Annotated in this window: 20 protein-coding genes; 10 read left to right on the forward strand and 10 right to left on the reverse strand. The window is 70.1% G+C overall.

Annotation, left to right across the window (positions count from 1 at the left end; all coding sequences use genetic code 11):
• Positions 1-40 precede the first annotated feature (40 nt).
• Positions 41-1,063 (forward strand): NYN domain-containing protein, encoded by a 1,023-nt coding sequence (locus WFH23_RS10235; protein WP_336662448.1) that lies wholly within the window; start codon positions 41-43, stop codon positions 1,061-1,063.
• 33 nt (positions 1,064-1,096) lie between these two features.
• Here WFH23_RS10235 and WFH23_RS10240 read toward each other — a convergent pair whose 3' ends face one another.
• Positions 1,097-2,176: a flavin-containing monooxygenase gene (locus tag WFH23_RS10240; RefSeq protein WP_336662449.1), complete on the reverse strand. Its 1,080-nt coding sequence runs from the start codon at positions 2,174-2,176 to the stop codon at positions 1,097-1,099.
• A gap of 43 nt (positions 2,177-2,219) precedes the next feature.
• On the reverse strand, positions 2,220-2,876 hold the full coding sequence (locus WFH23_RS10245; RefSeq protein WP_336662450.1) for an FMN-dependent NADH-azoreductase: 657 nt from the start codon (positions 2,874-2,876) through the stop codon (positions 2,220-2,222).
• 79 nt (positions 2,877-2,955) lie between these two features.
• On the opposite strand from WFH23_RS10245, the gene WFH23_RS10250 reads away from it, so the two are divergent.
• Positions 2,956-3,300, forward strand: coding sequence for a winged helix-turn-helix transcriptional regulator (locus WFH23_RS10250; protein WP_090151080.1), 345 nt, complete (start codon positions 2,956-2,958; stop codon positions 3,298-3,300).
• 18 nt (positions 3,301-3,318) lie between these two features.
• Here WFH23_RS10250 and WFH23_RS10255 read toward each other — a convergent pair whose 3' ends face one another.
• Together WFH23_RS10255 and WFH23_RS10260 are read right to left on the reverse strand one after the other, a co-directional pair.
• Complete coding sequence (locus WFH23_RS10255; protein WP_090151448.1) at positions 3,319-4,758, reverse strand: MFS transporter; 1,440 nt, start codon at positions 4,756-4,758, stop codon at positions 3,319-3,321.
• Positions 4,759-4,801: 43 nt separating this feature from the next.
• Complete coding sequence (locus WFH23_RS10260; RefSeq protein WP_200331309.1) at positions 4,802-5,938, reverse strand: 3-isopropylmalate dehydrogenase; 1,137 nt, start codon at positions 5,936-5,938, stop codon at positions 4,802-4,804.
• Between the two features lie 147 nt (positions 5,939-6,085).
• Here WFH23_RS10260 and WFH23_RS10265 point away from each other — a divergent pair, with 147 nt between their 5' ends.
• Both WFH23_RS10265 and WFH23_RS10270 read left to right on the forward strand, forming a co-directional pair.
• Positions 6,086-7,558: an aldehyde dehydrogenase family protein gene (locus WFH23_RS10265; protein WP_336662451.1), complete on the forward strand. Its 1,473-nt coding sequence runs from the start codon at positions 6,086-6,088 to the stop codon at positions 7,556-7,558.
• Positions 7,559-7,620: 62 nt separating this feature from the next.
• Positions 7,621-8,418, forward strand: a complete 798-nt coding sequence (locus tag WFH23_RS10270; protein WP_336662452.1) for an SDR family NAD(P)-dependent oxidoreductase — start codon at positions 7,621-7,623, stop codon at positions 8,416-8,418.
• A 60-nt stretch (positions 8,419-8,478) separates the two neighbouring features.
• Here WFH23_RS10270 and WFH23_RS10275 read toward each other — a convergent pair whose 3' ends face one another.
• The 5 genes from WFH23_RS10275 to WFH23_RS10295 form a co-directional block, all read right to left on the reverse strand.
• Positions 8,479-9,879 (reverse strand): amidase, encoded by a 1,401-nt coding sequence (locus tag WFH23_RS10275; protein WP_336662453.1) that lies wholly within the window; start codon positions 9,877-9,879, stop codon positions 8,479-8,481.
• A gap of 45 nt (positions 9,880-9,924) precedes the next feature.
• Positions 9,925-11,706 carry an ABC transporter ATP-binding protein gene (locus tag WFH23_RS10280; protein ID WP_336662454.1) on the reverse strand — a complete coding sequence of 594 codons (1,782 nt, stop codon included), beginning with the start codon at positions 11,704-11,706 and terminating at the stop codon, positions 9,925-9,927.
• The gene (locus tag WFH23_RS10285) at positions 11,706-12,629 is read right to left on the reverse strand and encodes an ABC transporter permease (protein ID WP_090151064.1); all 924 of its coding nucleotides are present in this window, start codon (positions 12,627-12,629) and stop codon (positions 11,706-11,708) included. The genes WFH23_RS10280 and WFH23_RS10285 overlap by 1 nt, the downstream gene beginning before the upstream one ends.
• Positions 12,630-12,631: 2 nt before the next feature.
• On the reverse strand, positions 12,632-13,579 hold the full coding sequence (locus tag WFH23_RS10290) for an ABC transporter permease (RefSeq protein ID WP_090151061.1): 948 nt from the start codon (positions 13,577-13,579) through the stop codon (positions 12,632-12,634).
• 149 nt (positions 13,580-13,728) lie between these two features.
• Positions 13,729-15,249: an ABC transporter substrate-binding protein gene (locus tag WFH23_RS10295; RefSeq protein ID WP_336662455.1), complete on the reverse strand. Its 1,521-nt coding sequence runs from the start codon at positions 15,247-15,249 to the stop codon at positions 13,729-13,731.
• Between the two features lie 237 nt (positions 15,250-15,486).
• On the opposite strand from WFH23_RS10295, the gene WFH23_RS10300 reads away from it, so the two are divergent.
• Positions 15,487-16,245: an FCD domain-containing protein gene (locus tag WFH23_RS10300; RefSeq protein WP_090151055.1), complete on the forward strand. Its 759-nt coding sequence runs from the start codon at positions 15,487-15,489 to the stop codon at positions 16,243-16,245.
• 87 nt (positions 16,246-16,332) lie between these two features.
• Here WFH23_RS10300 and WFH23_RS10305 read toward each other — a convergent pair whose 3' ends face one another.
• Complete coding sequence (locus WFH23_RS10305) at positions 16,333-17,622, reverse strand: MFS transporter (protein ID WP_336662456.1); 1,290 nt, start codon at positions 17,620-17,622, stop codon at positions 16,333-16,335.
• A gap of 204 nt (positions 17,623-17,826) precedes the next feature.
• Here WFH23_RS10305 and WFH23_RS10310 point away from each other — a divergent pair, with 204 nt between their 5' ends.
• The 5 genes from WFH23_RS10310 (at position 17,827) to WFH23_RS10330 (ending at position 23,046) form a co-directional block, all read left to right on the forward strand.
• A complete protein-coding gene (locus WFH23_RS10310) occupies positions 17,827-18,348 on the forward strand; it encodes an Lrp/AsnC family transcriptional regulator (protein ID WP_090151048.1) in 522 nt (173 codons plus the stop codon).
• A gap of 9 nt (positions 18,349-18,357) precedes the next feature.
• Positions 18,358-19,884, forward strand: a complete 1,527-nt coding sequence (locus tag WFH23_RS10315; RefSeq protein ID WP_336662457.1) for a class I adenylate-forming enzyme family protein — start codon at positions 18,358-18,360, stop codon at positions 19,882-19,884.
• Positions 19,885-19,922: 38 nt separating this feature from the next.
• Positions 19,923-21,245, forward strand: coding sequence for a beta-ketoacyl-[acyl-carrier-protein] synthase family protein (locus WFH23_RS10320; protein WP_442918741.1), 1,323 nt, complete (start codon positions 19,923-19,925; stop codon positions 21,243-21,245).
• A complete protein-coding gene (locus WFH23_RS10325) occupies positions 21,242-22,423 on the forward strand; it encodes an acyl-CoA dehydrogenase family protein (protein WP_336662459.1) in 1,182 nt (393 codons plus the stop codon). Before WFH23_RS10320 ends, WFH23_RS10325 begins: the two co-directional genes overlap by 4 nt.
• A 152-nt stretch (positions 22,424-22,575) precedes the next feature.
• Positions 22,576-23,046, forward strand: a complete 471-nt coding sequence (locus WFH23_RS10330; RefSeq protein ID WP_200331327.1) for a MarR family winged helix-turn-helix transcriptional regulator — start codon at positions 22,576-22,578, stop codon at positions 23,044-23,046.
• Positions 23,047-23,086: the final 40 nt, after the last annotated feature.

Consider the following 23,086-nt stretch of genomic DNA (forward strand, 5'->3'; position numbering starts at 1 on the left):
CGCCGTTGGCGTGTTCAGCGAACAGTGCCACACTGGGGGCGTGGCGGATACTCAGAATGGCCGGGTCGCGGTCTACCTCGACTTCGATAACATCGTGCTCTCGTGGTACGACCGAGTGCACGGGCGCAATTCGTTCGCGAGGGATCGCCAGCGCATCGCAGAGAACCCGTCCGAGCCCGAGATCGCCGAGCGCCTGCGCGCCGCTGTGGTCGATGTGGGCGCGATCATCGACTACGCGTCGTCGTTCGGCACGCTCGTGCTCACGCGGGCGTACGCCGACTGGTCGGCGCCGATGAACGCGGAGTACCGCACGCAGCTCGTCTCGCGCGCGGTCGATCTGGTGCAGCTCTTCCCGGCCGCCGCGTATGCGAAGAACGGCGCCGATATCCGACTGGCGGTCGACACCGTGGAAGACATGTTCCGGCTCGACGACCTCACCCACGTGATCATCGTCGCGGGCGACTCCGATTACGTGCCGCTCGCCCAGCGCTGCAAGCGGCTCGGCCGGTACGTCGTCGGCATCGGCGTCGCAGGGTCCACCGCGAAGGCGCTGACCGCCGCGTGCGACGAGTTCGCCTCGTACGACGCCCTCCCCGGCATCGAGACCGTGCCGCACGCGCCCGCAGCTCAGCGCGCGCAGCGCGATGACCAGCCCAAGCGGTCGCGCGGCCGCGGCGGCCGGGGTGCCGCGGCGAGCGAGCCAGCAGCCGAGGCCGAGACCGGGGGCACCGTGGAGCAGGACCTCGCGGCTGCGCTCGAGGCCGCTGCGGAGGCGGCCACCGAAGTCGAACCGGGAGACACGATCGAGTCGGGGGAGGACGCGGAGATCGCGGTCACCGGCCTGCTGATCCGCGCGCTCTGGCTGAGCCAGGATAAGGACGACTCGGGCTGGCTGTACAGTTCGGCGGTCAAGCAGCAGATGCGCCGCATGGATCCGTCGTTCAACGAGAAGGCGCTCGGGTTCCGATCTTTCTCCGACTTCTTGAAGTCGCGCTCCGATGTCGCGGAGCTCGAGGAGACCGGGCACGAGCGACTCGTGCGCCTGCGAGACCAGAGCGCGTAGCGCGACGGGATCCAGCGGGCTCCGCGCCTCGGGTCAGGCCGCTCGGGCGCTGCCCAGCAGATATCGCCGCACACCGGCGGCCGCCGACCGGCCAGCCCGATTCGCTCCGATCGTGCTCGCGGACGGGCCGTATCCGACGAGCTGCACGCGGGCGTCGGCGGCCGCAGTCGTGCCGCGCCCGCCGCGATCGAGCTGGATGCCGCCGGCCGCGCTCCGCAGATGCAGCGGCGCGAGGTGCGCGATGGCCGGGCGGAACCCGGTCGCCCACAGAATGATGTCAACGCGTTCGAACGTGCCGTCGGCCCACCGCACCCCGTCGCGCTCGACGCTCGCGAACATCGGCCGCCGCCCGCGATACGCCCCGAGGCGCTCGGCCTCGCGTTCCTGCTCGCGCAGCATGAGGCCGGTGACACTCACGACGCTCTGCGGAGGCAGGCCGGCTGCGACGCGCTGCTCGACGAGCGCCACGGAGGCGGCTCCGGCCTCCGGGGTGAAATCGTCGGTGCGCCACACGGGCTCGCTCCTGGTCACCCAGATCGTGTCGGTGAGCGGAGCGATCGCTCCCAGGAACTGCACCGCCGAAGCGCCGCCGCCGACCACGAGCGTCCGCTTGCCGATGAAGTGCTGGGGTCCTGGATATCCGACCGTGTGGAACTGCTCGCCGGCGAACGCCTCCATGCCAGGGTAGCGCGGCACGAACGGCTGCGACCACGTGCCCGTGGCGTTGACGAGGGTGCGCGAGCGCAGGCTCCGGTCGCCGGTGGTGACGACGAGCGTCTCGGGATCCTGCGCGTCGTTCTGCACGCGGTCGACGTGCGCGGGCCGGATCACCGGCAGTGCGTGCTCCCGCTCGTACTCGGTGAAGTAAGCGGGAATGGCGTCGTTCGCCCGGTCCTCGGTGCGCGGGGGCGGAAGCGAAACGGGAAGCTCAGCGACGCCGTGCACGTCTCGCATCGTGAGCGCATCCCAGCGATGCTGCCACGCACCACCCGGCTCGCGGTCGGCGTCGAGCACCAGGTGCCGGATGCCGAGCCGCTGCAGGTGGAACGAGGCCGACAGTCCGGCCTGCCCGGCACCGATGACGATGCTGTCGAGGAGGCCGGTGTCGTTCACAGCAGGTGCAACCGGCGGTGAGCGGAACCCATTCCCGGCGGAGTCAGGCGGAGCGCTGCGACCGCAGTTCCGCGAGCTCGCGGCCTGAACGAGTCGCGTCTGCTTCGGCCTGCTCCTTGAGCGACGCCGCCAGATCGGCGAAGGCGTCGAGTGCGGGGTTCACGCCGACGAGGGTGAACGGCCGCTCGACGATGCGCAGATCGAGGCCCCACACATCCTCGAGCACTCGGCGCAGCCACGGGGTGGAGTGATCCCAGCCCTCCTTCGGGGTGCCGGGCCCGTAGTTTCCGCCGAGCACGGTGACGAGTGTCGCCGGCTTGCCCTGCAGGGCGGTGCCTTCGGGGTTGATGCGCGGGTCGGTGTACGCGACGTCGAACCAGGTCTTGAAGTGCTGCGAGACGCCGAAGTTGTAGAGCGGGACCGTGAAGAGGAGCGCGTCGGCCGTGATGAGTTCATCTGCGAGCGTCGTGGCGAATGCCATCGCGTCGCGCTGCGCTGGGCTCCGTTCGCTCTCGGGAACGAACCCGCCCGTGACGGCGGCCTGCCACACCTCGGCGGAGACGGGCTCGGCGGCGAGGTCGCGGCGCACCACGTCCGTCTCGGGATGAGAGTCGACCCACTCCTGCTCGACGCGGTCGCCGAGCGCGCGGCTCGCGGAGGTTGCGGGGAGGATGCTCGCATCCAGGCGGAAGAATGTCATGCGGACTCCGATTCATTGATTATGAGTCGCTCATATTTTCAGAGTGACTTCGGCGAGTGTAGCACCGTAGAATGTGGGTATGGAAGCCCCGCAGCACGATCGGCACGAGTGCGACGCCGCCGTCAGCCTCGCGTTCTCGATCCTCGGGAAGCGTTGGAACGGCATGATCATCGACGCCCTCGGCGACGGTCCACTCGCCTTCGCGGAGGTGCGCCGGGCGGTCCCCGGTATCAGCGACGCGGTGCTCTCCGACCGCCTCGCGGAGCTCGCCGAGGCGAAGCTCGTCTCCCGGACCGTCGCTCCCGGCCCGCCCGTTTCGGTGTCGTATGCGCTCACCGTCGGCGGCGAGCAGCTCGTGCCGGTGCTCGCCGACCTGGGGAAGTGGGCGTCCGCGAACCTGACCCCAGCCCCTCGCCGGGACTGACAGGGGCGTCGCGACGCGTCAGTTCGGGAAGGCTGGGCGCTGCTCGCCCGCCGACCGCGGGATCAGCAGCGACAGCACCAGCGCGATCACGCCGGCGGCGATCGCCAGCCAGAAGCAGACGTCGAATGCGGCGCGGCTCGGGATTGACTGCCCGTTGAACTCGATCGTCATCGAGGCGAGCACCCCGCCCATGACCGCGGACGCGCTCGAAGTGCCGACCGACCGGAACAGCGCGTTGAGCCCGTTCGACGCTCCCGTCTCATGCGCGGGCACCGACCGCATGATGATCATCGGCATCGCCGCGAAGCTGAACCCGATGCCCACGCCGATGAAGAGGTTGGCCGCGAAGATGTGCCACACCTCGCTCGACCAGAGCAGCACGAATACGTACGCGAGCACGATCGCGGCCGTGCCGGCGGTGAACAGCGGCCTGGGGCCGACGGTGCGCTCGAGCCAGCCGGAGAGGGGGGACAGGATCATCATCACGATTCCGGCCGGCATCACGATGAGCGCGGCCTGCATCATGTCGAGACCGAAGCCGGATCCCGACGCGACGGGCAGCTCGAGCAGCTGGGGGAACGCGACATTGGAGGAGAACAGGGCGAACCCCATGCCGATCGCCGCGACATTCGTGAAGAGCACGGCGGGGCGAGCGGCGACGCGGAGATCGAGCAGCGGATCCTTCGCTCGCAACTGGTACCAGCCCCAGAGCAGCAGCACGACGACGCCGCCGATGATGGTCGTGAGCGTCAGGGGAGAGGTCCAGCCCCACTGCGCCCCGCGCGAAACGAAGAGCAGAATCCCCGAGAGGCCGACTGCGAGGCCGAAGGCTCCGAGGATGTCGAGACGACCGCCGGAACGCAGCACGTCGCCCGGAACGCACCAGGCGATCATCGGGACCCCGAGCACTCCGAGCCCGGCCGCGAGCCAGAAGAGCGCGTGCCAGTCGGCGTTGATCGCGAGGTAGGCGGCGAGCGGCATGCCGACGGCGCCGCCGACTCCCATGGTCGCGCTCATCAGCGCCACTGCGGTGCTCAGTCGCTCGGGCGGCAGCACGTCGCGCATGATCGCGATGCCGAGCGGAATCACTCCCGTCACCGCGCCCTGCAATGCGCGACCGATGATCACGCCGACGATCGAGCCGGCGACCGCGGCGATCACCGATCCGACCACGAGCAGGGCGAGCAGCACGAGGACGACCCGCTTCTTGCCGAAGAGGTCGCCGAGCCGTCCCGAGATCGGCGTCGCGATGGCGGCGACGAGCAGCGTGATGGTGACCACCCATGACGTGTCTTCGCGGGAGGCATCCAGCAGCCTCGGGAGTTCGGCTTGGAGCGGAACGACGAGGGTGAACATGAACGAGGAGCAGAGCCCCGCGTACGCGAGCGCTGCGACCGTGGCCCAGCGCGGCGGGGTGCGGGAGAGGCGGCTTCTGCCTCCCCGATCCGCATTCCTCACGCACACACCCTATCGGTGCGGGCGGGACCCTCCCTGCCGTGCGTCAGCGGGCGAGCCGCGACGGCGCCATGCCCGCGAGCACCCCGAGGAGGGAGTCGGGCACGAGTGCCGTGTCGGCGCGCCCCTCGCGCACGATCGCCGCGATGCGCGACCCGAGTTCCGAGGTCGAGGCTCCCATGTCGGCACCGGCCAGGCTCGGCAGCGACCCGAGCACCTCGACGGTCGCAGCCTCGACCGCACGTGCCGCTTCGCCCTCGCCGAGATGGCCGAGCATGAGTGCGAGCGAGAGGATCGCGCCGGCCGGGTTCGCCCACCCCTTGCCCGCGATGTCGGGCGCCGATCCGTGGATGGCCTCGAACATGCTCGGGGCGCTGCCGTCGAGGTTGAGGTTCGCGCTGGTGGCGACCCCGAGCCCGCCCTGGATCACGGCGCCCAGGTCGGTGATGATGTCCCCGAAGAGGTTGTCGGTGACGACCACGTCGAAGCGCTCCGGGGTGAGCGGCAGGTGGAAGCACATCGCGTCGACGTGCACGTAGTCGACCTCCACCTCGGGGTAGCGGGCGCCCACCTCGGCGACCACCTGCTGCCAGAGCTGCCCGGCAGCCACGAGGATGTTGGTCTTGTGGCAGAGCGTCAGCTTCTTGCGGCGCCCGAGTGCGAGGCGGAACGCGAAGTCGACGACGCGTTCGATGCCGGCGTGGGTGTTGAGCGACTCCTGCATGGCGACCGCGTTGGGAGTGCCGGCGTGCACGGTCGAACCGCGGCCGACGTAGGCGCCCTCGGTGTTCTCGCGCACGATCACCATCTCGCAGCGCTCCGGGGTGAGCTCGGCGATCGGGGTCGGAACGCCCGGGTACAGCCGCACCGGGCGCACATTCGCCGCCTGCTGGAAGCGCTGGCGCATCTCGAGGATGAAGCCGCGCTCGAGGATGCCGGGGGTGACTCTCGGATCTCCCATGGAGCCGAAGAGGATCGCCTGCTTGTCGCGGAGCTGCGCCTCGACGGCGTCGAACAGCTCCCCGGTCTCGAGGTAGTGGTTCGCTCCAGCCGCGAACGTGCTGCGGTCGGTCGAGAAGCCGAATCGTTCCTCCGCGGCGTCGAGCACCTCGAGCGCGCACCCGACGACCTCCGGACCGATTCCGTCTCCGGGGAGTACCGCGATGGCGTAGCTGTTCGTCATGTCGATCCTTTCGAGAACGTGCGGCCGCTCGCGCCTTGGAGATGGGCCTCTGGTGAACTATATTAAATGGTAAGACCACTCGGCGCGAAGGGTTCGCGTGCACGGCCGCACGTGAACGGATCCGCCGCCCGCTGCAGAGGAACCACCATGCCCGAGGCACTCGAACTCATCGCACCCGCAGGAGCACTGCCCATCGGCGGCGAATGGCGCGCGATCGCCGAGCGCTCCGACATCGTCTTCCCGTTCGACGGCAGCGTCGTGGGTCAGGCCCCGGTCAGCGGCGAACAGGATTCGCGCGACGCGCTCGACGCTGCTGAGGCGGCGCGAGCGGCCGTCGCAGCGCTGACCACGGCGCAGCGGAAGGCGATCCTCACCGACCTCACGAGCCACGTGCGCGCGAGCGCCCAGCACCTCGAAGACCTGCTCGTGCTCGAGACCGGCAAGCCCCGCGTCGACTGCCGCACGGAGGTGAACCGCACCATCGTCACCCTCGAGGCGACCGCCGAAGAGGTATCGCACATCCACGGCGAGACCGTGCCGCTCGACCTGCAGGAGCTCGGCCGCGGCATGATCGGCTACTACACCCGCAAACCCGCCGGCATCGTCATCGGCATCGCCGGCTTCAACTACCCGCTGCTGCTCGCCACCCACAAGCTCGCGCCGGCCATCGCGGCCGGCTGCCCCGTCATCATCAAGCCGGCCCCGAACACGCCGCTCGCGACGATCGAACTGCTCGCCATCACGCGCGAGATCCTCGACGCGCACGGCGTGACGCCGGCGGCGGTGCAGCTCGTGAATGGCGACCCGATCGTCGGTGAGACGCTCGTGCGCGACCCCCGCGCCTCCGTCGTCTCGTTCACCGGCTCGGCGAAGATCGGCCACCTCATCGCGCAGCAGGCCGCACCCCGCAAGGCCGTGCTCGAACTCGGATCCAACACCGGATTCATCGTCGCAGCCGACGCCGACCTCGAAGCCGCCGTCGACGCCGTGCTGCGCGGCGGCTTCTACGCCAACGGGCAGGCCTGCATCTCGGTGCAGCGCGTCGTGCTCGAGCGCGGGATCGCCGAGCGCTTCTCCGCTCGTCTCGTCGAACGCATGGGCGAACTCGTCGTGGGCGACCCCCGCGACCTCGCGACGAACGTCGCGCCCGTCATCAACGCCGCCTCGGGTGAGCGCATCCGCGCCATGATCGACCGGGCCCTCGCCGCGGGAGCAGAACTGCTCACCGACGGCCCTGGCGACGGCGAAGCCGCCCACGTGCGACCCGTCGTGCTCGGCAACGTACCGTCCGACGTCGACGTGTGGTGCGAAGAGATCTTCGGCCCGGTCGTCTGCCTCACCGTCGTCGACTCGGTCGACGCCGCGATCGACCTCGTCAACGACTCCCGCTACGGGTTGCAGGCCGCCATCTACACCGCCTCGCTCGCGAGCGCCTTCGACGCCATCGAGCGGCTCGAGGTCGGCGGGGTCGTCGTCAACGAGATCCCCGGCTTCCGCTCCGACATCATGCCGTACGGCGGCGTGAAGGACTCCGGCATCGGCCGAGAGGGCCCCCGCTTCGCGATCGAAGAGTTCACCGTGACCCGCATGGCGATGATCCGCCCGCAGGCGCGCAGCTGAGATCCCATCACGATCCTGCCGCATCCCGAACCACATCCCGCACTGACCCTGGAGACACCAGTATGAGCCACACGCAGATCGACTACTCGCAGCTCTTCCGCCTCGACGGACGCACCGTGGTCGTGATCGGCGCGGGCAGCGGCATCGGCCGCGAATCGGCGCAGGCGCTCGCCGCGCAGGGCGCGCACGTCGTGGTCGCCGACTACTCGCTCGAGGGAGCCGAGGCGACCGCCGCGCTCATCACGCAGCGCGGCGGCATCGCCGAGGCGTACGAGATCAACGTGCTGGACGACGACGCCGTCGTCGCCGCGGCCGAGCGCTTCGGCGATGCGTCGGCGCTCGTCTTCACCGCCGCCACCAACGTGCGCAAGCGCATGGAGGACTACACGCTCGACGAGTTCGACCGCGTCGTCAACCTGAACCTGCGCGCCTCGTTCCAGCTGATCCGCCACTTCGGCACACGGTTCGCCGCCAACGGCGGAGGGTCGATCATCGGCTTCGCGTCGATCCGCGCTCAGGTCGTCGAACCCGGCCAGGGCGTGTACGCCGCGACGAAGGCCGGTCTCGTGCAGCTCGCGAAGACCGCCGCCGCCGAGTACGGCGCTCAGGGCGTGCGCGTGAACGTGGTGGCTCCCGGGGTCGTTGAGACCCCGCTCACCGCGCAGATCAAGGCGAACGACGAGTGGTACGGGGCGTATGCGCAGAAGAGCGCGCTCGGCCGCTGGTCGCGACCGGAGGAGCTCGCCGGCGCCGTCGTGTACCTGGCCTCAGACGCGTCCTCGTTCGTCACCGGATCCACCCTCTTCGTCGACGGCGGCTGGACCGCGATCGACGGCCGCTTCACGCCGCCGGCTTCGTAGGGCGCTCCCGGCTCGGCTCGTGTTCGGCGGGTGCAGCCGGGCAGCGGGTGCGCCCGGTGATCAGGCGACCTGCGACCAGTCGACCTCTGCGTCGCTGCCGCGCACGCCTTCGAACCAGAGCGCGACTCGCATGAGGCGATCGTCGGTGCCGATCTTCGACGCGATCTGGAGACCGACGGTGCGACCGTCCGGCTGCACGCCAGCGCCGATCGATACCGCAGGCTGACCCGACATGTTGTAGGGCACGGTGAACGAGATGTGTCCCATCGTTTCGAGCGGGTCGAGGATCGGCATCGGGTCCTCCGCGGCGAACGCCGCGACCGGGGTCACGGGCGAGAGCACGAGGTCGAACGGCTGCGTCGCGGCTCTCGTGAGGCGGGCCATCTCGTCGATCATGTTGCGGTTGCGCACCGTTTGAGCTGCGGAGAACGTTGCTCCAGCGGCGCACCACTCGGCGATGAAGGGGAGGACCACGGACCGCTCGGCGTCGGTGAGGGCCTCGAAGTCGGCGTAGGAACGGCTGCGCCAGAAGTCGGCGATGCCGTCGAGCACCGCTGCGGGGATGAACGGCTCGAGCGGTACGACGGTCGCGCCCGCCTCCTCGAATCGGGCCGCGGCGCGCTCGATGATCGCACGCGTCTCGGGCTCGACCGGCAGGCCCGAGCCGGCGTCGAGCTGCAGAGCGACGCGGAGACCGGCGGGGGAGAGCGGCTCGGTCGACCAGTCCATCTCGGCGTACGCGCGCGTCAGATAATCACGGGGATCGGACTGCGCGACGATCGACATGAGCCGGATCGCGTCGGCAGCCGTGCGCGTCAGCGGACCGGCGGCGCGTCCGGCGTAGGGCACGTCGAGCGGGATGAGGCCCTCGCTCGGCTTGAGCGCGGTGAGCCCCTGCCAGGAGCCGGGCAGGCGGATGGATCCGCCGATGTCGGTGCCGATGTGGAACGGGCCGTATCCCGCCGCAGCCGCCGTGCCGGCTCCTGCGCTCGAACCGCCGGAGGTGTGCGCCGGGTTCAGCGCTCCGCGGGTGATCCCGTGCAGGCTCGAAACGCCGGACGAGAGCATGCCCCAGTCGGGCATGGTCGTCGAACCCACGATGACGGCGCCCGCTTCGAGCAGTCGATCCGTGGTCGGAGCGTTGTGAGCTGCGACCGGCGGGTTCGGGATCGCCGTCCCGGCGGGTTTCGGCTGCCCGGCGCGCGCGATGTTCTCCTTGACCGTCGCCGGCACCCCGTCGAACGGGCCGAGCTGCGTCCCGGTGCGCCAGCGCTCGGTCGAAGCGGCGGCGTCGGCGCGCACCTGCGCGGCGTCGAACAGGTAGAGCGCGTTGAGCTCCGGCTCGCGCGCTTCGACGCGGGCGATGACGTCTTCGGCGACCTCGCTGGGGGTGAGCGATCCGTCGGCGTAGCGCTCGCTGAGGGCGGCGGCGTCGAGAGCGGCGGGGCGGTGCGAGGTCATCCTGGGCCTTTCGTCGAGATGGTGCGGGTCGAAGCAGCGCCGGCGCTAGGCGCTCTGGGCGAGCTCCTGACGCAGCGTGAGGGAGGAATCGATGAGGCGCTTCGTGTAGGGGTGCTGCGGGGTGCGATACACCGTCTCCGTGTCACCGGCTTCGACGATCTCGCCCGACTGCATCACGATCACCGAGTCGCACAGGTACCGCACGACGTTGAGGTCGTGCGACACGAACACGAGGGTGAGGCCGTACTCGTCGACGAGGTCGGCGAGCAGGTTGAGTACCTGGGCGCGCACCGAGACGTCGAGGGCGCTCACCGGCTCATCGGCGACGACCACCTGGGGGCGGCAGATCAGCGCGCGGGCGATCGAGATGCGCTGACGCTGGCCGCCCGAGAACTGGTGGGGGAAGCGCTCCGCGGAAGACGCGGGCAGACCCACGGCTTCGAGCATCTCCGCGACCATGCGCTTGCGGTCGGCGGCGGTCTCACCGCGCCCGGGCACGAGCAGCGGCTCGGAGATGATCTGCTCGACGGTCATGCGCGGATCGAGCGAACCCATCGGGTCCTGGAACACGATCTGCAGGTTCTGCCGCAGCGCGCGGAGCTGCGGCTCCTTCGCACCCTTCACCTCGTTGCCAGCGACGACGGCGCTTCCGGAGGTCGGCTGGTCGAGCCCGGCGAGAATGCGCAGCAGCGTCGACTTGCCGGATCCCGACTCGCCGACGACCCCGAGACGGCCGCCCTCCGGCACCTCGAAGGAGATGCCCTTGAGCGCGTGCACCTCGGGGGCTGGCTTGAGGATGCTCGTGCGTCCGCGCGTGTAGGTGCGCACCAGATCGGTGACGCGCATCACCGGTTCGGCGTGCGCGGGCGCGGTGCCGGCAGTAGCAGTGCCAGCCGCAGCAGGGCCGGCGACCGCCGCGGATGCCTCCGGGCGCGCGACGATCTGCTCGTCGGCGGTCGGCGGCACGTACTCCTGCGCGGTCGCGACGGTGAAGAGGCGGCCCCTCGCATCGACGGCGTCGAGGTCGGACGCCGCGAGCAGCCCCCGCGTGTACGGGTGGGTCGGGCGGGTGAAGACGTCTTCGGTCGTGCCCTCCTCGACGACGGCGCCGTTGTTCATGACGAGCACGCGCGTGCACATGTTCGCGACCACGGCGAGGTCGTGCGTGATGAAGAGCAGGCCAGTGCCGCGTTCGCGCACGAGTTCGAGAATGAGGTCGAGCACCTGCCGCTGCACCGTGACGTCGAGCGCCGTCGTCGGCTCATCGCAGAGCAGCAGCGACGGATCGTTCGCGAGCGCCATGGCCAGCATCACGCGCTGGCGCTGCCCGCCGGAGAGCTGATGCGGGTAGGCCCGCGCGGCCTGAGCGGGATCGGGGAGGTGCACGGCGTCGAGCATCTCGACCGCACGGCGGTTCGCCTCGGCCTTGTTCGGCGCGAGCTTGTGCTGCAGGATGATCTCCGCGACCTGGGCTCCCGCGCGCATCAGCGGGTTCAGCGCCGTGAGGGGCTCCTGGAACACCATCGCCATGTTGTTGCCGCGCAGCTTCATGAGATCGGATTCCGGGGCCTGGAGCAGGTTGCCGGAGTATCCGTCGATCTCGACGGACCCGTCGGCGGTGACGCCGTTCGGGAGCAGGCCGAGCAGCGCGGTCGTGGTCATCGATTTGCCCGATCCGGATTCCCCGATGAGGCCGATGCGCTCGCCGTGAGCCATGTGCAGGGAGAAATCGGAGACGAGCGTGCGATAGGGGGTGCGCACGTTGAGGTCGTCGACGCGCAGCAGCAGGTCTGCGCCGGTGCGCGGGACGGTGGATTCGGTGCGCATCAGCCGCGGCTCCCGTTCAGTTTCGGATCGAAGCGGTCGCGCAGGCCGTCACCCAGCAGGTTGAAGCCCATGACCGCGATGGCGATGGCGATGCCGGGCCAGACGGCGAGCATCGGTTCGGTGCCGAGGAACTGCTGCGACTCCTGCAGCATGCGTCCCCACGACGGGGTGGGCGGTGGCGTTCCGAGCCCCAGGAAGCTGAGGCCCGCCTCCGCGAGCACCGCCAGTGCGAACGACACGGAGGACTGCACGACCACCATGCCGATGATGTTGGGCAGCACGTGGCGCAAGGCGATCCTGAATCGCGACTGGCTGGCGGCTCGTGCAGCGAGCACGTACTCCGTGGTCATCACCTGCAGGGTGCCCGAGCGCGCGACGCGGGCGAACCCGGGAATGGTCGCGATGCCGATCGCCACCATGGCGGTGAGCGTCGATGCGCCGAAGACGGCGCTGAACATGATCGCGAGCAGCAGCGCCGGGAACGCGAGTGCGATGTCGGAGGCGCGCATGATGACCTCTTCGATCCATCCGCCCCTGATGCCTGCGAGAATGCCGAGCGGCGTGCCGATCACGATCGCGATGCCGACCGAGATGACGCCGACGAACAGCGTGATGCGCGCGCCGTAGAGCATGGCGGAGAAGACGTCGCGACCGTACTTGTCGGTGCCCATCAGGTGCGCGAGGCTCGAGCCCTGCAACCGGTCGGCGGGCATCGCCTGGGTCGGATCGTACGGCGTCCAGAAGAAGGACACGATCGCCGCGAGTGCGACGAGCCCGATCAGGATCAACCCGATCAGCAGCGTCGCCGACAGCTTGCGCTTGCCCGACCTCGAGACGACGCTCGTGCTGGCATTGCCGGGGGCGCTGATCGCGGTGGTGCGCGGCGCCTGAGAGGGTGGGGTGGGAACCTGTTGCGTGCTCATGGCTAGGCGCTCCTTCGCAGACGCGGATCGATGAGCGTGTAGAGCACATCGACGACGAGGTTGAGAATCAGGGTGATGGCGACGAGCACCATGACGACGGACTGCACGGTGAGCATGTCGCGGTTGCCGACGGCGTCGAGCAGCATCGAGCCGAGCCCGGGGATGACGAACACGCGCTCGATGACCACGGCGCCGATGATGAGGGCCGCGATCTGCACGCCGGTGACCGTGATGACGGGGATCGCCGCGTTGCGCAGGCCGTGCTTGAGCAGCGCGCCGTTCTTGCTGAGCCCCTTGGCGCGAGCGGTGCGGAGGTAGTCCTCGCTCATCACCTCGAGCACGGCGGAGCGCACGTATCGCGTGAGGATCGCGCCCTGCACCGAGGCGAGTGCGACGACGGGCAGGATCAGCCGGCGGATGAAGTCGCCGAAGTCGACGGCCGGCGCCGTCCACCCGTTCGCGGGAAGCCAGCCGAGGCCGACAGCGAAGACGATGACCAGCAGGATGCCGGCGAGGAAGCCGGGAACCGCGACTCCGATCTGCGAGCCGAGGCCGATCGCGACGCCCGAGAAGTTGCGATGCTTGACGGCCGCCCAGGTGCCGAGCGGGATCGCGACGAGCAGCGCGACCACCATCGCCGTGAGCACGAGGATGAGGCTGACCTGCACGCGGTCGAGCACCATCGGGCTGATATCGGTGCGCGTGACGTAGGAGGTGCCGAAGTCGCCCGTGAGCAGCCCGCCGAACCACTCGAAGTACTGCACGATCAGCGGTCGATCCGTGCCGAACTGCTCGCGCGTCTGCTCGAGCAACTCGGGGGTGGCGTTCACGCCGAGTGCGATCTGCGCCGGGTCGCCCGGGATCAGTCGCATGAAGAGGAACACGACGACCGTGGCGACGACGTACGTCACCGCGAATCTCGCGAGATTGATCAGGATCCGTATGGCCATGCGGGTTCGGGTTCCTCGGGTTCAGTGGCGGGTTGGTGTGGTGCGCCCGCGAGAGCGCAGTTGTGGTCTCAGGCGTACGCCTCGTGCGACCTCAACTGCGCTCTCGCGCACTGGAGGGGCGAGAGCGGCGGTTCGCACCGCCGCTCCGCTTACTTCCAGCTCAGGTTCGTCAGGTCGAGCGCCTCGATGATGGCGTTCTCCGGCATGCCCTGGAGATCCGCCTTCGCGACGGTGATGTTCGGGAACAGGAAGAGCACGCCGGAAGCGGCGTCCTCGACGATCTGCTCGGCGACCTGCTTCATGCCGTCGACGTACCCGTCCTCATCGGCGGCGTCCGCTTCCTCGGCGATCGGGGCGATCTTCGAGTTGTCGTAGCCGATGTAGTAGTTCGGGTCGTTGAAGACGGTCAGAATGTCGCGGGCCTCGACGGCGAGCACCGTGGTCATCTGGTAGTCGTGCTTCGTGAAGACCTCGTCGAGCCAGACCGCCGGGAACTCGGCGGACTCGATGGTCGCGTTGATGCCGACGTCCTTCAGCTGCGAGACGACGATCTCCGAGACGGCCTGCGCGTAGGGGCGCGTCGGCACGGTGAAGGTGATGTCGAGGTTCTCCTTGCCGGCTTCCTGCAGCAGCTCCTTGGCCTTCGCGGGATCGTACGGGTACGCGTCGTTCAGATCTTCGTAGTACGGATCCGTCGGGGCCGCGTACGTGGCGACGAGCGAGCCGTAGCCGTTCCATGCGGTGTCGAGGATCGCCTGCTTGTCGAGGGCGTAGAGCACTGCCTGGCGCACGCGCACGTCGTCGAACGGGGCGGCCTTGTTGTTCATGGAGAGCGAGACCTCGCCGCTCGACGTGCCGGTGGTGACGACGAACTGGTCATCGGACTCGAAGCTCGAGAGCAGCTCCGGGGCCTGCAGGTTCGCGATCGCGTCGACGTCGCCGGTCTGCAGGGCGTTCGTGGTGGCGGTCGCATCGGCGAAGTACTTCAGCGTGACCTGCTCGACGCCAGGGGCCTCGCCCCAGTAGTCGTCGCGCGTGTCGAAGACGAGGCTCTCGTTCGGGGTCCACGACTCGATGGCGTACGGGCCGGTGCCGACTGGGGTGTTCGCGAGATCGTCGACGGCATCTTCCGAGAAGATCGCGCCGACCGGCGTCGCGAGGCTGAAGAGCCACGCGTTCGAGGGCTTGCTCAGCGTGACCGCGACCTCGGTGGGGGAGACGACCTCGACGCTCTCGACGACGTCCATCTTCGCCTTGAGGCTCGACACCCAGTCGGTCTTGACGCGGTCGAAGCTGAACTTCACGTCGTCTGCCGTGAACTCGTCGCCGTTCGAGAAGGTCACGCCTTCCTGCAGGGTGAATGTGTACGTCTTGCGGTCATCGCTGACCGTCCACTCGCTCGCGAGCAGCGGCTGGATCTCGCCCGACTGGTCGAGCTCGACGAGGCCCTCGTAGACGTTCGACATGAGTGCCTGCGGAATCGCAGAGCCGGCGGTCGTCGTGAAGTCGAGGTTCGTGGGGGTGCCGGTCAGGGCGATGGTCGCGGTGGTGGGGGTCTCCCCGTCGCTTCCCGAGCTGTTGCCGGCGCCCGCGGAGCAGCCCGCGAGACCGAGGATGGCCGCGGTCGCGATTGCAGCCGTGGTGAGAATCGCATTCTTACGTCGCATCATTGCTTTCCTGTGACTGAGGCCTCGCTGGGCGAAGCCGGGATGGAGGGTGGAGTCGGGCGACGATGCCCAGTCGCCGGTCCGCATGCACAGCGTATTCGCGAAACCGGAGACGGTGTTCCAACAAATCCCGAGAGATTTCGAACCAGGATACATGGTAAGGCCACTTACGTGGGCGCTATCATCGGAGCACGCAGCCGACTCCACAGTGCTGCGCCCCTCGATCAGGAAGAGACTCAGGTGTCCACCACCCACAGCTTCGAGCCCGCGGTGCCCGTGCACACCTATCAGCGCATCGTCGATCAGATCGAGCAGGCGATCATCTCCGGAGGCATCCCGGTGGGATCGCAGCTCGCGAGCGAGCGGGATCTCATGGTGCAGTTCGGCGTGAGCCGGCCGACCGTGCGCGAGGCGCTGCGCATTCTGCAGAGCATGGGGCTGATCGAGTCGCGCCCGGGCACCCGCGGCGGGCCCGTCGTGCTCGCGCCGTCGTCGAAAACCCTGTCTCGCTCGCTGCGCGCCCTCGTGGGCACCGATGCGCTCGACGTCTCAGCGCTCGTCGAGTACCGCGTCGTGCTCGAGGGCACCACGAGTCGCCTGGCTGCCGTGCGGCACGACGCCGAGCAGCTGGAGCGCATGCGCGCCGCGATCGAGCAGATGGAGCGCTACGCCGAGGCGAACTCGGACTCGTTCGCCGCCGCCGACATCGAGTTCCACGAGGCCATCTGGGAGGCCAGCGGCAACGAGGTGCTGCGCCTCACCGGTGAGGCGGTGTCCGGCGTGCTGCGCGCCATCATCCAGCGCGACGTCGAGAACGAGCACCACGACAACCGGTTGAAGCTCGAGTCCGCTGCGATCGACCGGAGCCTCTTCGCTGCGATCGAGCAGCGCGACGGCGCCCGTGCGAGCGGGATCGCGCGACGGGCGGTCGCCGATCGATTCGGGCTGCTCGTCGAGAGCGATCTGGATCGCCGCGCGCTCGCGGCCCTCGCGGAGTAGAGCGGGCCGCGGGACGGGACGCCTCACGGGAGGCGCCCGCCCCGCCGAACCCGAGGCGCGCCGAGCGAACGCGCCGGCGCCACTCGCTCAGTGGGAGCGGCGGGCCGAGACGCACGCGAGCGCGAGGCTCATGGCTGCCGCGACGAGCGCGAAGACGACGACCGCCTGCGAGAGGCCGAACTGCTCGGCCATCGCACCGAGAGCGATGACCGGCACCGCGCTCCCGAGGTAGGTGACGGTGTACACCGCGCTGACGGTGGAGGCGTGCCGCAGCGGGTGCACTGCAGCCGTGGCCGCGGTGAACGCCGCCTGGAACGCGATGCCCTGCCCCACACCGGCGAGTGCGCTCGCGATGACGAGGAACCACACCGCTCCCACTCCGCCGGCGGCGGCGATCCCGATGAGCGCCACGGCGAGCGCGCTGAGCCCGACCGGCAGTCGCCACGTGCCGGAGAGCGGGACCAGCTGCACGAGTGCTGACGAGGCGAGCGTGACCGCGGCGAGCACTCCGATGACGACGCGCGAATCCGTGCCGGCGATCGTTGCGAAATGCGAGGGCGCCAGGGAGAGGCAGAAGCCGAACACCATGAAGCTCAGGAACCCGGTCGCGGCCGCGATGCGGAACGCGCGGGCGGCGGCGGGATCGTTGCGCCCGTTCGCCCCCGGCGCGTCGGGTCGCGGATCGGGCGCGTCGGCGAGTGCGATGCCCGCGAGTCGCGGGGTGCACTCGTCGTGGGGCGCGACGGCGATGATCACGGGGACGAGTGCGGCGAGTACGACTGCGACGACCAGGTACGGCGTCTGCAGGGGCACGCCGACGAGAGAGAGCAGGCCGCCCGCCACGGGGCCGGCGGCGACGCCGCCTGAGGTCGCGAGCAGTGTCAGGCGCCCGACGAGGGCGGGGCGTCCGGGAAGCAGCACGCGCAGGGCACCGGAGCCGGTGCCCGTCGCGCACGCCACCGCGATGCCCTGCACGGCGCGGGCGACGCAGAACCAGCCGAGCGTCGGCGCGAAGGCAAGGGCCGCGGTGGCGAGCGCGGCGGCCGCGAGTGCCGCGATGAGCACGGTGCGGCGATTGACCCGGTCGGCGACGCGGCGGAACAGGGTCAGACCTACGATCAGCGAGAGCACGTAGCTCGAGAACGCGATCGAGATGCCGAGGGACCCGGTGTTCAGCTGCGCCTCGAGCAGCGGGAACAGCGGCGTGCTGAGATTCGCGCTCACGAGCAGGGCGAAGAGCGCCAGCGAGGTGAGTGCGACGCGGGCCCGAGGGCGGTGCAGTGCGTGAGGAGCCGGGAATTGCGGGGCCTGGGTCGGGGGCGGGGCGCTCGGGGTGCTGAGCGGGGGTCTCGCGGTCGCTGATGCGGTCGCACGCATGGCGGGCTCCTTCTTCGGGCGCAAGGGTGGCGCGTCCGGTGGTTCAGCCCACGGGGTGGTGCGGGCGTTGATCCGAGTGCGGCGGGGGTGTCCGCCTGCACATGAAAGAGTTCATCGTACCCCGTCGATCTGCGCAAGCGAGCTCTCGCTAATTGGGCGATATGATCAATATGTCACCGGTGAACCGATCAGAAAGTGGTCAAAATGAGCGAACTTGACGCGACGGATCGGAGAATCCTCCTCCTGCTTGATCAGGATGCGCGGATGCCGACCGCGATGATCGCCTCGAAACTCGGCCTCGCGCGCGGCACCGTTCAAGCGCGGCTCGAGAAGCTGAAGGATGCTGGGGCGCTGCGCCTGCACAGTTCCCGCGTCACGCCAGCGGCTCTCGGGAGGCCGGTCGGCGCGAGCGTGCAGGTCGAACTCGACCAGCATCAGATCGGCGCCGCGGTCGAAGCGCTCGCGAACATCCCCGAGGTGCTGGAGTGCTTCGCGCCCGCAGGCAGCACAGATCTCCTGCTGCGGGTCGTCGCGCGGCATCCCGACGACCTGTACCGCGTCAGCGAGGAGATCCGTCTCTGCCCGGGCATCACCCGCACGTCGACGAGCCTGTTCCTGCGCGAGGTGATCCCGTACCGCGTCACGGGCCTGCTGGGTGAGCGCGCCCTGCGAGCCGGCGGCTCGGAGGGGCCGGCGCCCACGAAGCGCCGACCCATCGGAGCATAGACTGGGCGCATGCCCATCACGTCGGCGATGCTGCGCATCGCGGAGCATCATCCCGAGCACCTCGCGATCGCGGGCGACGGGCAGCGGCTCACGTACGGGGAGCTGGTCGAGCGCTCGCGTCGTACGGCAGCGGTGATCGACACTCTGCAGAACGCACTCGGGGAGACGGGGACTCCGCCGTCGCCCGCGCCCGAGACCGGCGGCATCCCGATCAGCGCGATCAGCGTCGACTCGGCGTTCGCCGCGGCTCGATTCGTGGCGGCGCTCGCCGGGTACCGCGCGGTGTCGGCGACGATCGATCCGCGCTGGCCGCTCGAGCACCGGGTCGGCGTGGTGCTCGCGACGGGCATCGGCGTGATCGTCTCCGACTCCGCCGATCTGGCGGCAGCGCTCGCGGCGCAGGGATGGGGCGGCACGATCCTGACCCTCGCAGCGTTCGAGGAGCGCGAGCGAACCGTCGATCCGGCTCCGCCGCCCGAGGTGCGCGACGGGCGTGAAGCGTTCCTCCTCCTCTTCTCCTCGGGAACGACGAGCCGCCCGAAAGCGTTCCTCAAGACGAGGCAGCAGTACCGGGAGAACGTCGCGGTGTCGAGCGCGCACCTCGAACCGCTGCCAAGCGTCGCGACACTCGCCCCTGGCCCGGTCTCGTACAGCCTGACGCTCTACGCCGTCATCGAGTGCCTCGCCACGGGCGGCAGCGTGCACGTCGCAGACGCGTTCGATCCCTTCGGCGTGGCGGCGCGCGTGCGCGACGAGGCCATCACCCGGGTGGTCGCCGTGCCTGCGGTGGTGCAGACGCTGACCGACGCAGCCCGACGCGAACCCGACGCGTTCGATCGGCTCGAGCTCGTCGTGACGGGTGGAGCGAACCTTCCGGCTGCGATTCGCGACGGGTTGGCCCGCGCGCTGCCGCAGACGCGCCTCATCAGCTACTACGGTGCCGCCGAGATCGGGTTCATCGGCGACAGTCGCGACGGCGACGGCACCGCGATCACGATCTACCCCGGCATCGACGCGAGCGTGCGAGACGAGTCGGGTCGCGAGGTGCCGGAGGGGAGTGCCGGCACGCTCTGGATCCGTGCCGCTGCCTGCTCCGACGGCTACCTCGCAGGCACGACCGATGACGTGCTCCGCGGCGCCGACGGGTGGGCGACCGTGCACGACCAGGCCCGACTCGTCGCCGGCAAGCTGCATCTGCTCGGCCGCGCCGGCGACGTCGCGGTGACGGGCGGGCACAAGGTCTCGCTGCCCGAGGTCGATCGCGCCTTCGCGGCGGCGCCCGGCGTCGGGGCGGCGATCGCCGTGGCGCTCCCGCATGCGTCGCTCGGCAGCATCGTCGCTCTGGTCGTCGAGGCGAACGGCGAAGCGGTGCCGGATCGCGAGGCGCTCGCCGCCTGGGCCTCGGAGCGCCTGGCTCCGCAGTTCGTGCCTCGCCGCTGGTTCTCGCTGCCGCAGTTGCCCCGCACCGTGGGCGGCAAGGTGCGTCGCGGGGAGACGGCCGAGCGCATCGCCGACGGATCGGCGGTGCGCCTGTGAGCGCCGCCGCGCGGGGGCGCCGGGTCGTCGTCACGGGCATGGGGGCGGTGACGCCGAGCGGGATCGGCGTCGGAGCGCTGTGGGACGCGGTGATGGGCGGGCGCAGTGCGATCCAGCGCTTGGACGGGCCGGAGTTCGATGCGCTGCCGGTGCGCATCGGGGGCAGGATCGAGGGGTTCAGCGCTGAGGGTCTCGTACCGGCCGGACTCGTGCGTCGTCTCAGCCCCGTGCAGCTCTGGGCGATCGCCGCAGCCGACGAGGCGCTGCGGCATGCTGGAGTGATCGGGGGAGATGCTGCCGGTGCGCACGGCGAGGCGTTCTCGGCGGGCGAGGTGTTCTCGGAGGACGCGGATCGCGTGGCGATCATCGCGGCGACCGGGTCCGGCCCCGTCGACGCCATGCAGGCCGCCACCCGGGCGCTCGACGCGCGCGGGCCCAGAGCGGTTCCCCTGGCGCTCGCCGTGTACGGGGCGCCCGACGCGGCCGCTGCGCTCCTCTCGCAACGGTACGGTGCGACGGGCCCCGCGCAGGGGGTGTCGGCGACCTGCGCGAGCGGGGCGATCGCTCTCGGTGAGGGGCTTCGACGCATCCGCCACGGGTATGCCGACGCGGTGCTGGTCGTCGGCATGGAGGACTGCCTGGGTCAGGTGAACCTCGCCTCGAACGCGAACCTGCGCGCGCTGGCCGCCGGGTTCGAAGACGCCCCGCAGCTGGCGAGCCGTCCCTTCGACCGCGCCCGCAACGGGTTCGTCATGTCGCAGGGGGCCGGCGCGATCCTGCTCGAATCAGCTGAGCGCGCCGCTTCGCGCGGTGCGATGCCGCTCGCCGAGCTCGCGGGCTTCGGGGCGTCGAGTGACGCCCACCACCCGACGGCCCCGCACCCGGAGGGGCGGGGAGCCGCACGCGCGGTCGCCGAGTGCCTCGACGACGCGGGCGTCGCGCCGGAGCAGGTCGATCACGTCAACGTGCACGGCACCAGCACCCCCGCGGGCGACGCCGCCGAACTCGCGGCTCTCGATCTGGCACTCGGAGCCCGTGCGCGAACGGTTCCGCTTTCGGCGACCAAGTCGACCACCGGCCACCTGCTCGGCGCGGCCGGTGTGGTCGAGGCGGTGATCTCGGTGCAGTCGCTGCGGGAGCAGCGCGTTCCCCCGACGCTCAACCTCACCGACCCCGAGTTCCCCGATTTCGATGTGGTGACGGGGCGGGCGCGGGCGGTCGAGCTCCGCACGGTGCTCTCGACCTCGTTCGGATTCGGCGGTCACAACGGGGCGATTCTGCTGCGCGAACCCGGGACCGACGCGAGCGAGAGCCATGCGCGCCCTGCAGCGCGCCGAGACCGTACAGAGGAGATGCGATGACCGATCGAGAACTCAGGCACGCCGAGCTTGCCGAGCGCTATCTGCCCGACGCACTGCTCGCACGGTTCCGCGAGCGCGCCGCCGTCGTCGACCGCGAGAACGGGTTCTTCGACGAAGACCTGGGCGACCTGCGCGAGCGCGGATACCTGCAGATCTTCGTGCCCGCGGAGTTCGGGGGGCCCGGCCTGTCGCTGCACGAGGTCTCGCGCCTGCAGCAGCGCCTCGCGGGTGCGGCGCCGGGCACCGCGCTCGGCATCAACATGCACCTCATGTGCACGGGGGTGGCAGCGGCGATGCTCGCGCGCGGGGATCGCTCGCTCTCCCACGTCTTCGCAGAGGCGGCAGCCGGCGAGATCTTCGCGTTCGGCATCAGCGAGCCGGCGAATGACTGGGTGCTGCAGGGCTCGAACACGATCGCTGATCCGCAGCCCGACGGGAGCTACCGGTTGAGCGGGACGAAGATCTTCACCTCGCTCTCGCCCGTGTGGACCCGGCTCATCACTCACGGGCTCGATGCGAGCGAACCCAGTGACCCGCAGCTCGTCTTCGGGTTCGTCGAGCGCACCTCGCCCGGGATTACCGTGTCGGATCACTGGGACGTGCTCGGCATGCGCGCGTCGCAGAGCCGCTCGACGAGGCTCGAAGGCGCGGTCATGCGCGCCGATCGTGTCGCGCGCCGCATCGCGCCGGGGCGTACGCCCGACCTCCTGACGTTTGCGATCACGAGCAACTTCCAACTGCTCGTCGCCTCGGTCTACGCCGGCGTCGCGCGGCGCGCCCTCGACGTGGCGTCCGAGGCGCTGCACCGGCGCCGCTCCGCGTCACGAGACGCCCCGCTCGCCGACGTGCCGGAATGGCGCACACGGCTCGCCGATGCGTACCGCGACTTCCTCTCCGTGCCGGCACAACTCGACGCGTACACCCGCGACTTCGATGAGCTCGTCGACCACGGCGCCGGGTGGCCGCCCCGCCTCGTCGCGGCGCGGATCGCGGCGGGCGAAGCGGCGCGGCGGGCGGCCGAGACGGCGCTCGCGTGCTCCGGCGGAGCGGGCTTCGATAGCGGCAGCGAAGCGGGCAGGCTCTTGCGCGACGCGACGGCGGGGCTCTTCCACCCGCCGAGCACGGATGCCTCGCGGCCGATGTTCGCCGCCGCGCTGCTCGACCAGGTGTCGGCGTAACCGCGCCGCCGTGCCGTACGACATGCAGCCGGCGCATCATCCGAGCGGAAGTAGGCGACCGGCGACTCCGTTGTCGGCGGTCTCGGGCCACCTTAGCCCGGCATCTCGGCTTTGGGAAGCGGTGGACGAGGGACGTCTGAGAAGATGAACGCATGAATCCGCACGACCCCTTGGCGCTCGAGCGCCAAGTCTGCTTCGCGCTCACCGTCGCCTCTCGTGGCATCGTCGCCGCCTACAAGCCGGTGCTCGATCCGATGGGCATCACGCATCCGCAGTATCTGGTGCTCCTCGCGCTCTGGGAGCACCGCACCCTCGACCTGCGCACGCTCGCCGAACTGCTGCATCAAGAAGCCTCCACCCTGTCGCCGCTGATCAAACGACTCGAGGCGCAGGGGCTCGCGCGACGTGAGCGGAGCTCGGCGGATGAACGGCGTCTCGAGATCACCCTCACGGAAGCGGGGGAGGCCCTGCGAGCGCACGCCGAGCAGGTGCCGGTGCGCATGGCGGAGCGGCTCGGCATGACACCGGCTGAGCTGGAGGAGCTGCACCGATCGATGCTTCGGCTCATCGACGCGAGCCAGATCTCGCTCGATGCGGGAGGCGATCCGACTCCGGCCGCCTGAGCGCATCGCGCCTCGAGATGCTACCGTTGCCGGAGAACTG

The sequence above is a fragment of the Leucobacter sp. USHLN154 genome (assembly GCF_037145595.1).
GTDB lineage: Bacteria > Actinomycetota > Actinomycetes > Actinomycetales > Microbacteriaceae > Leucobacter > Leucobacter alluvii.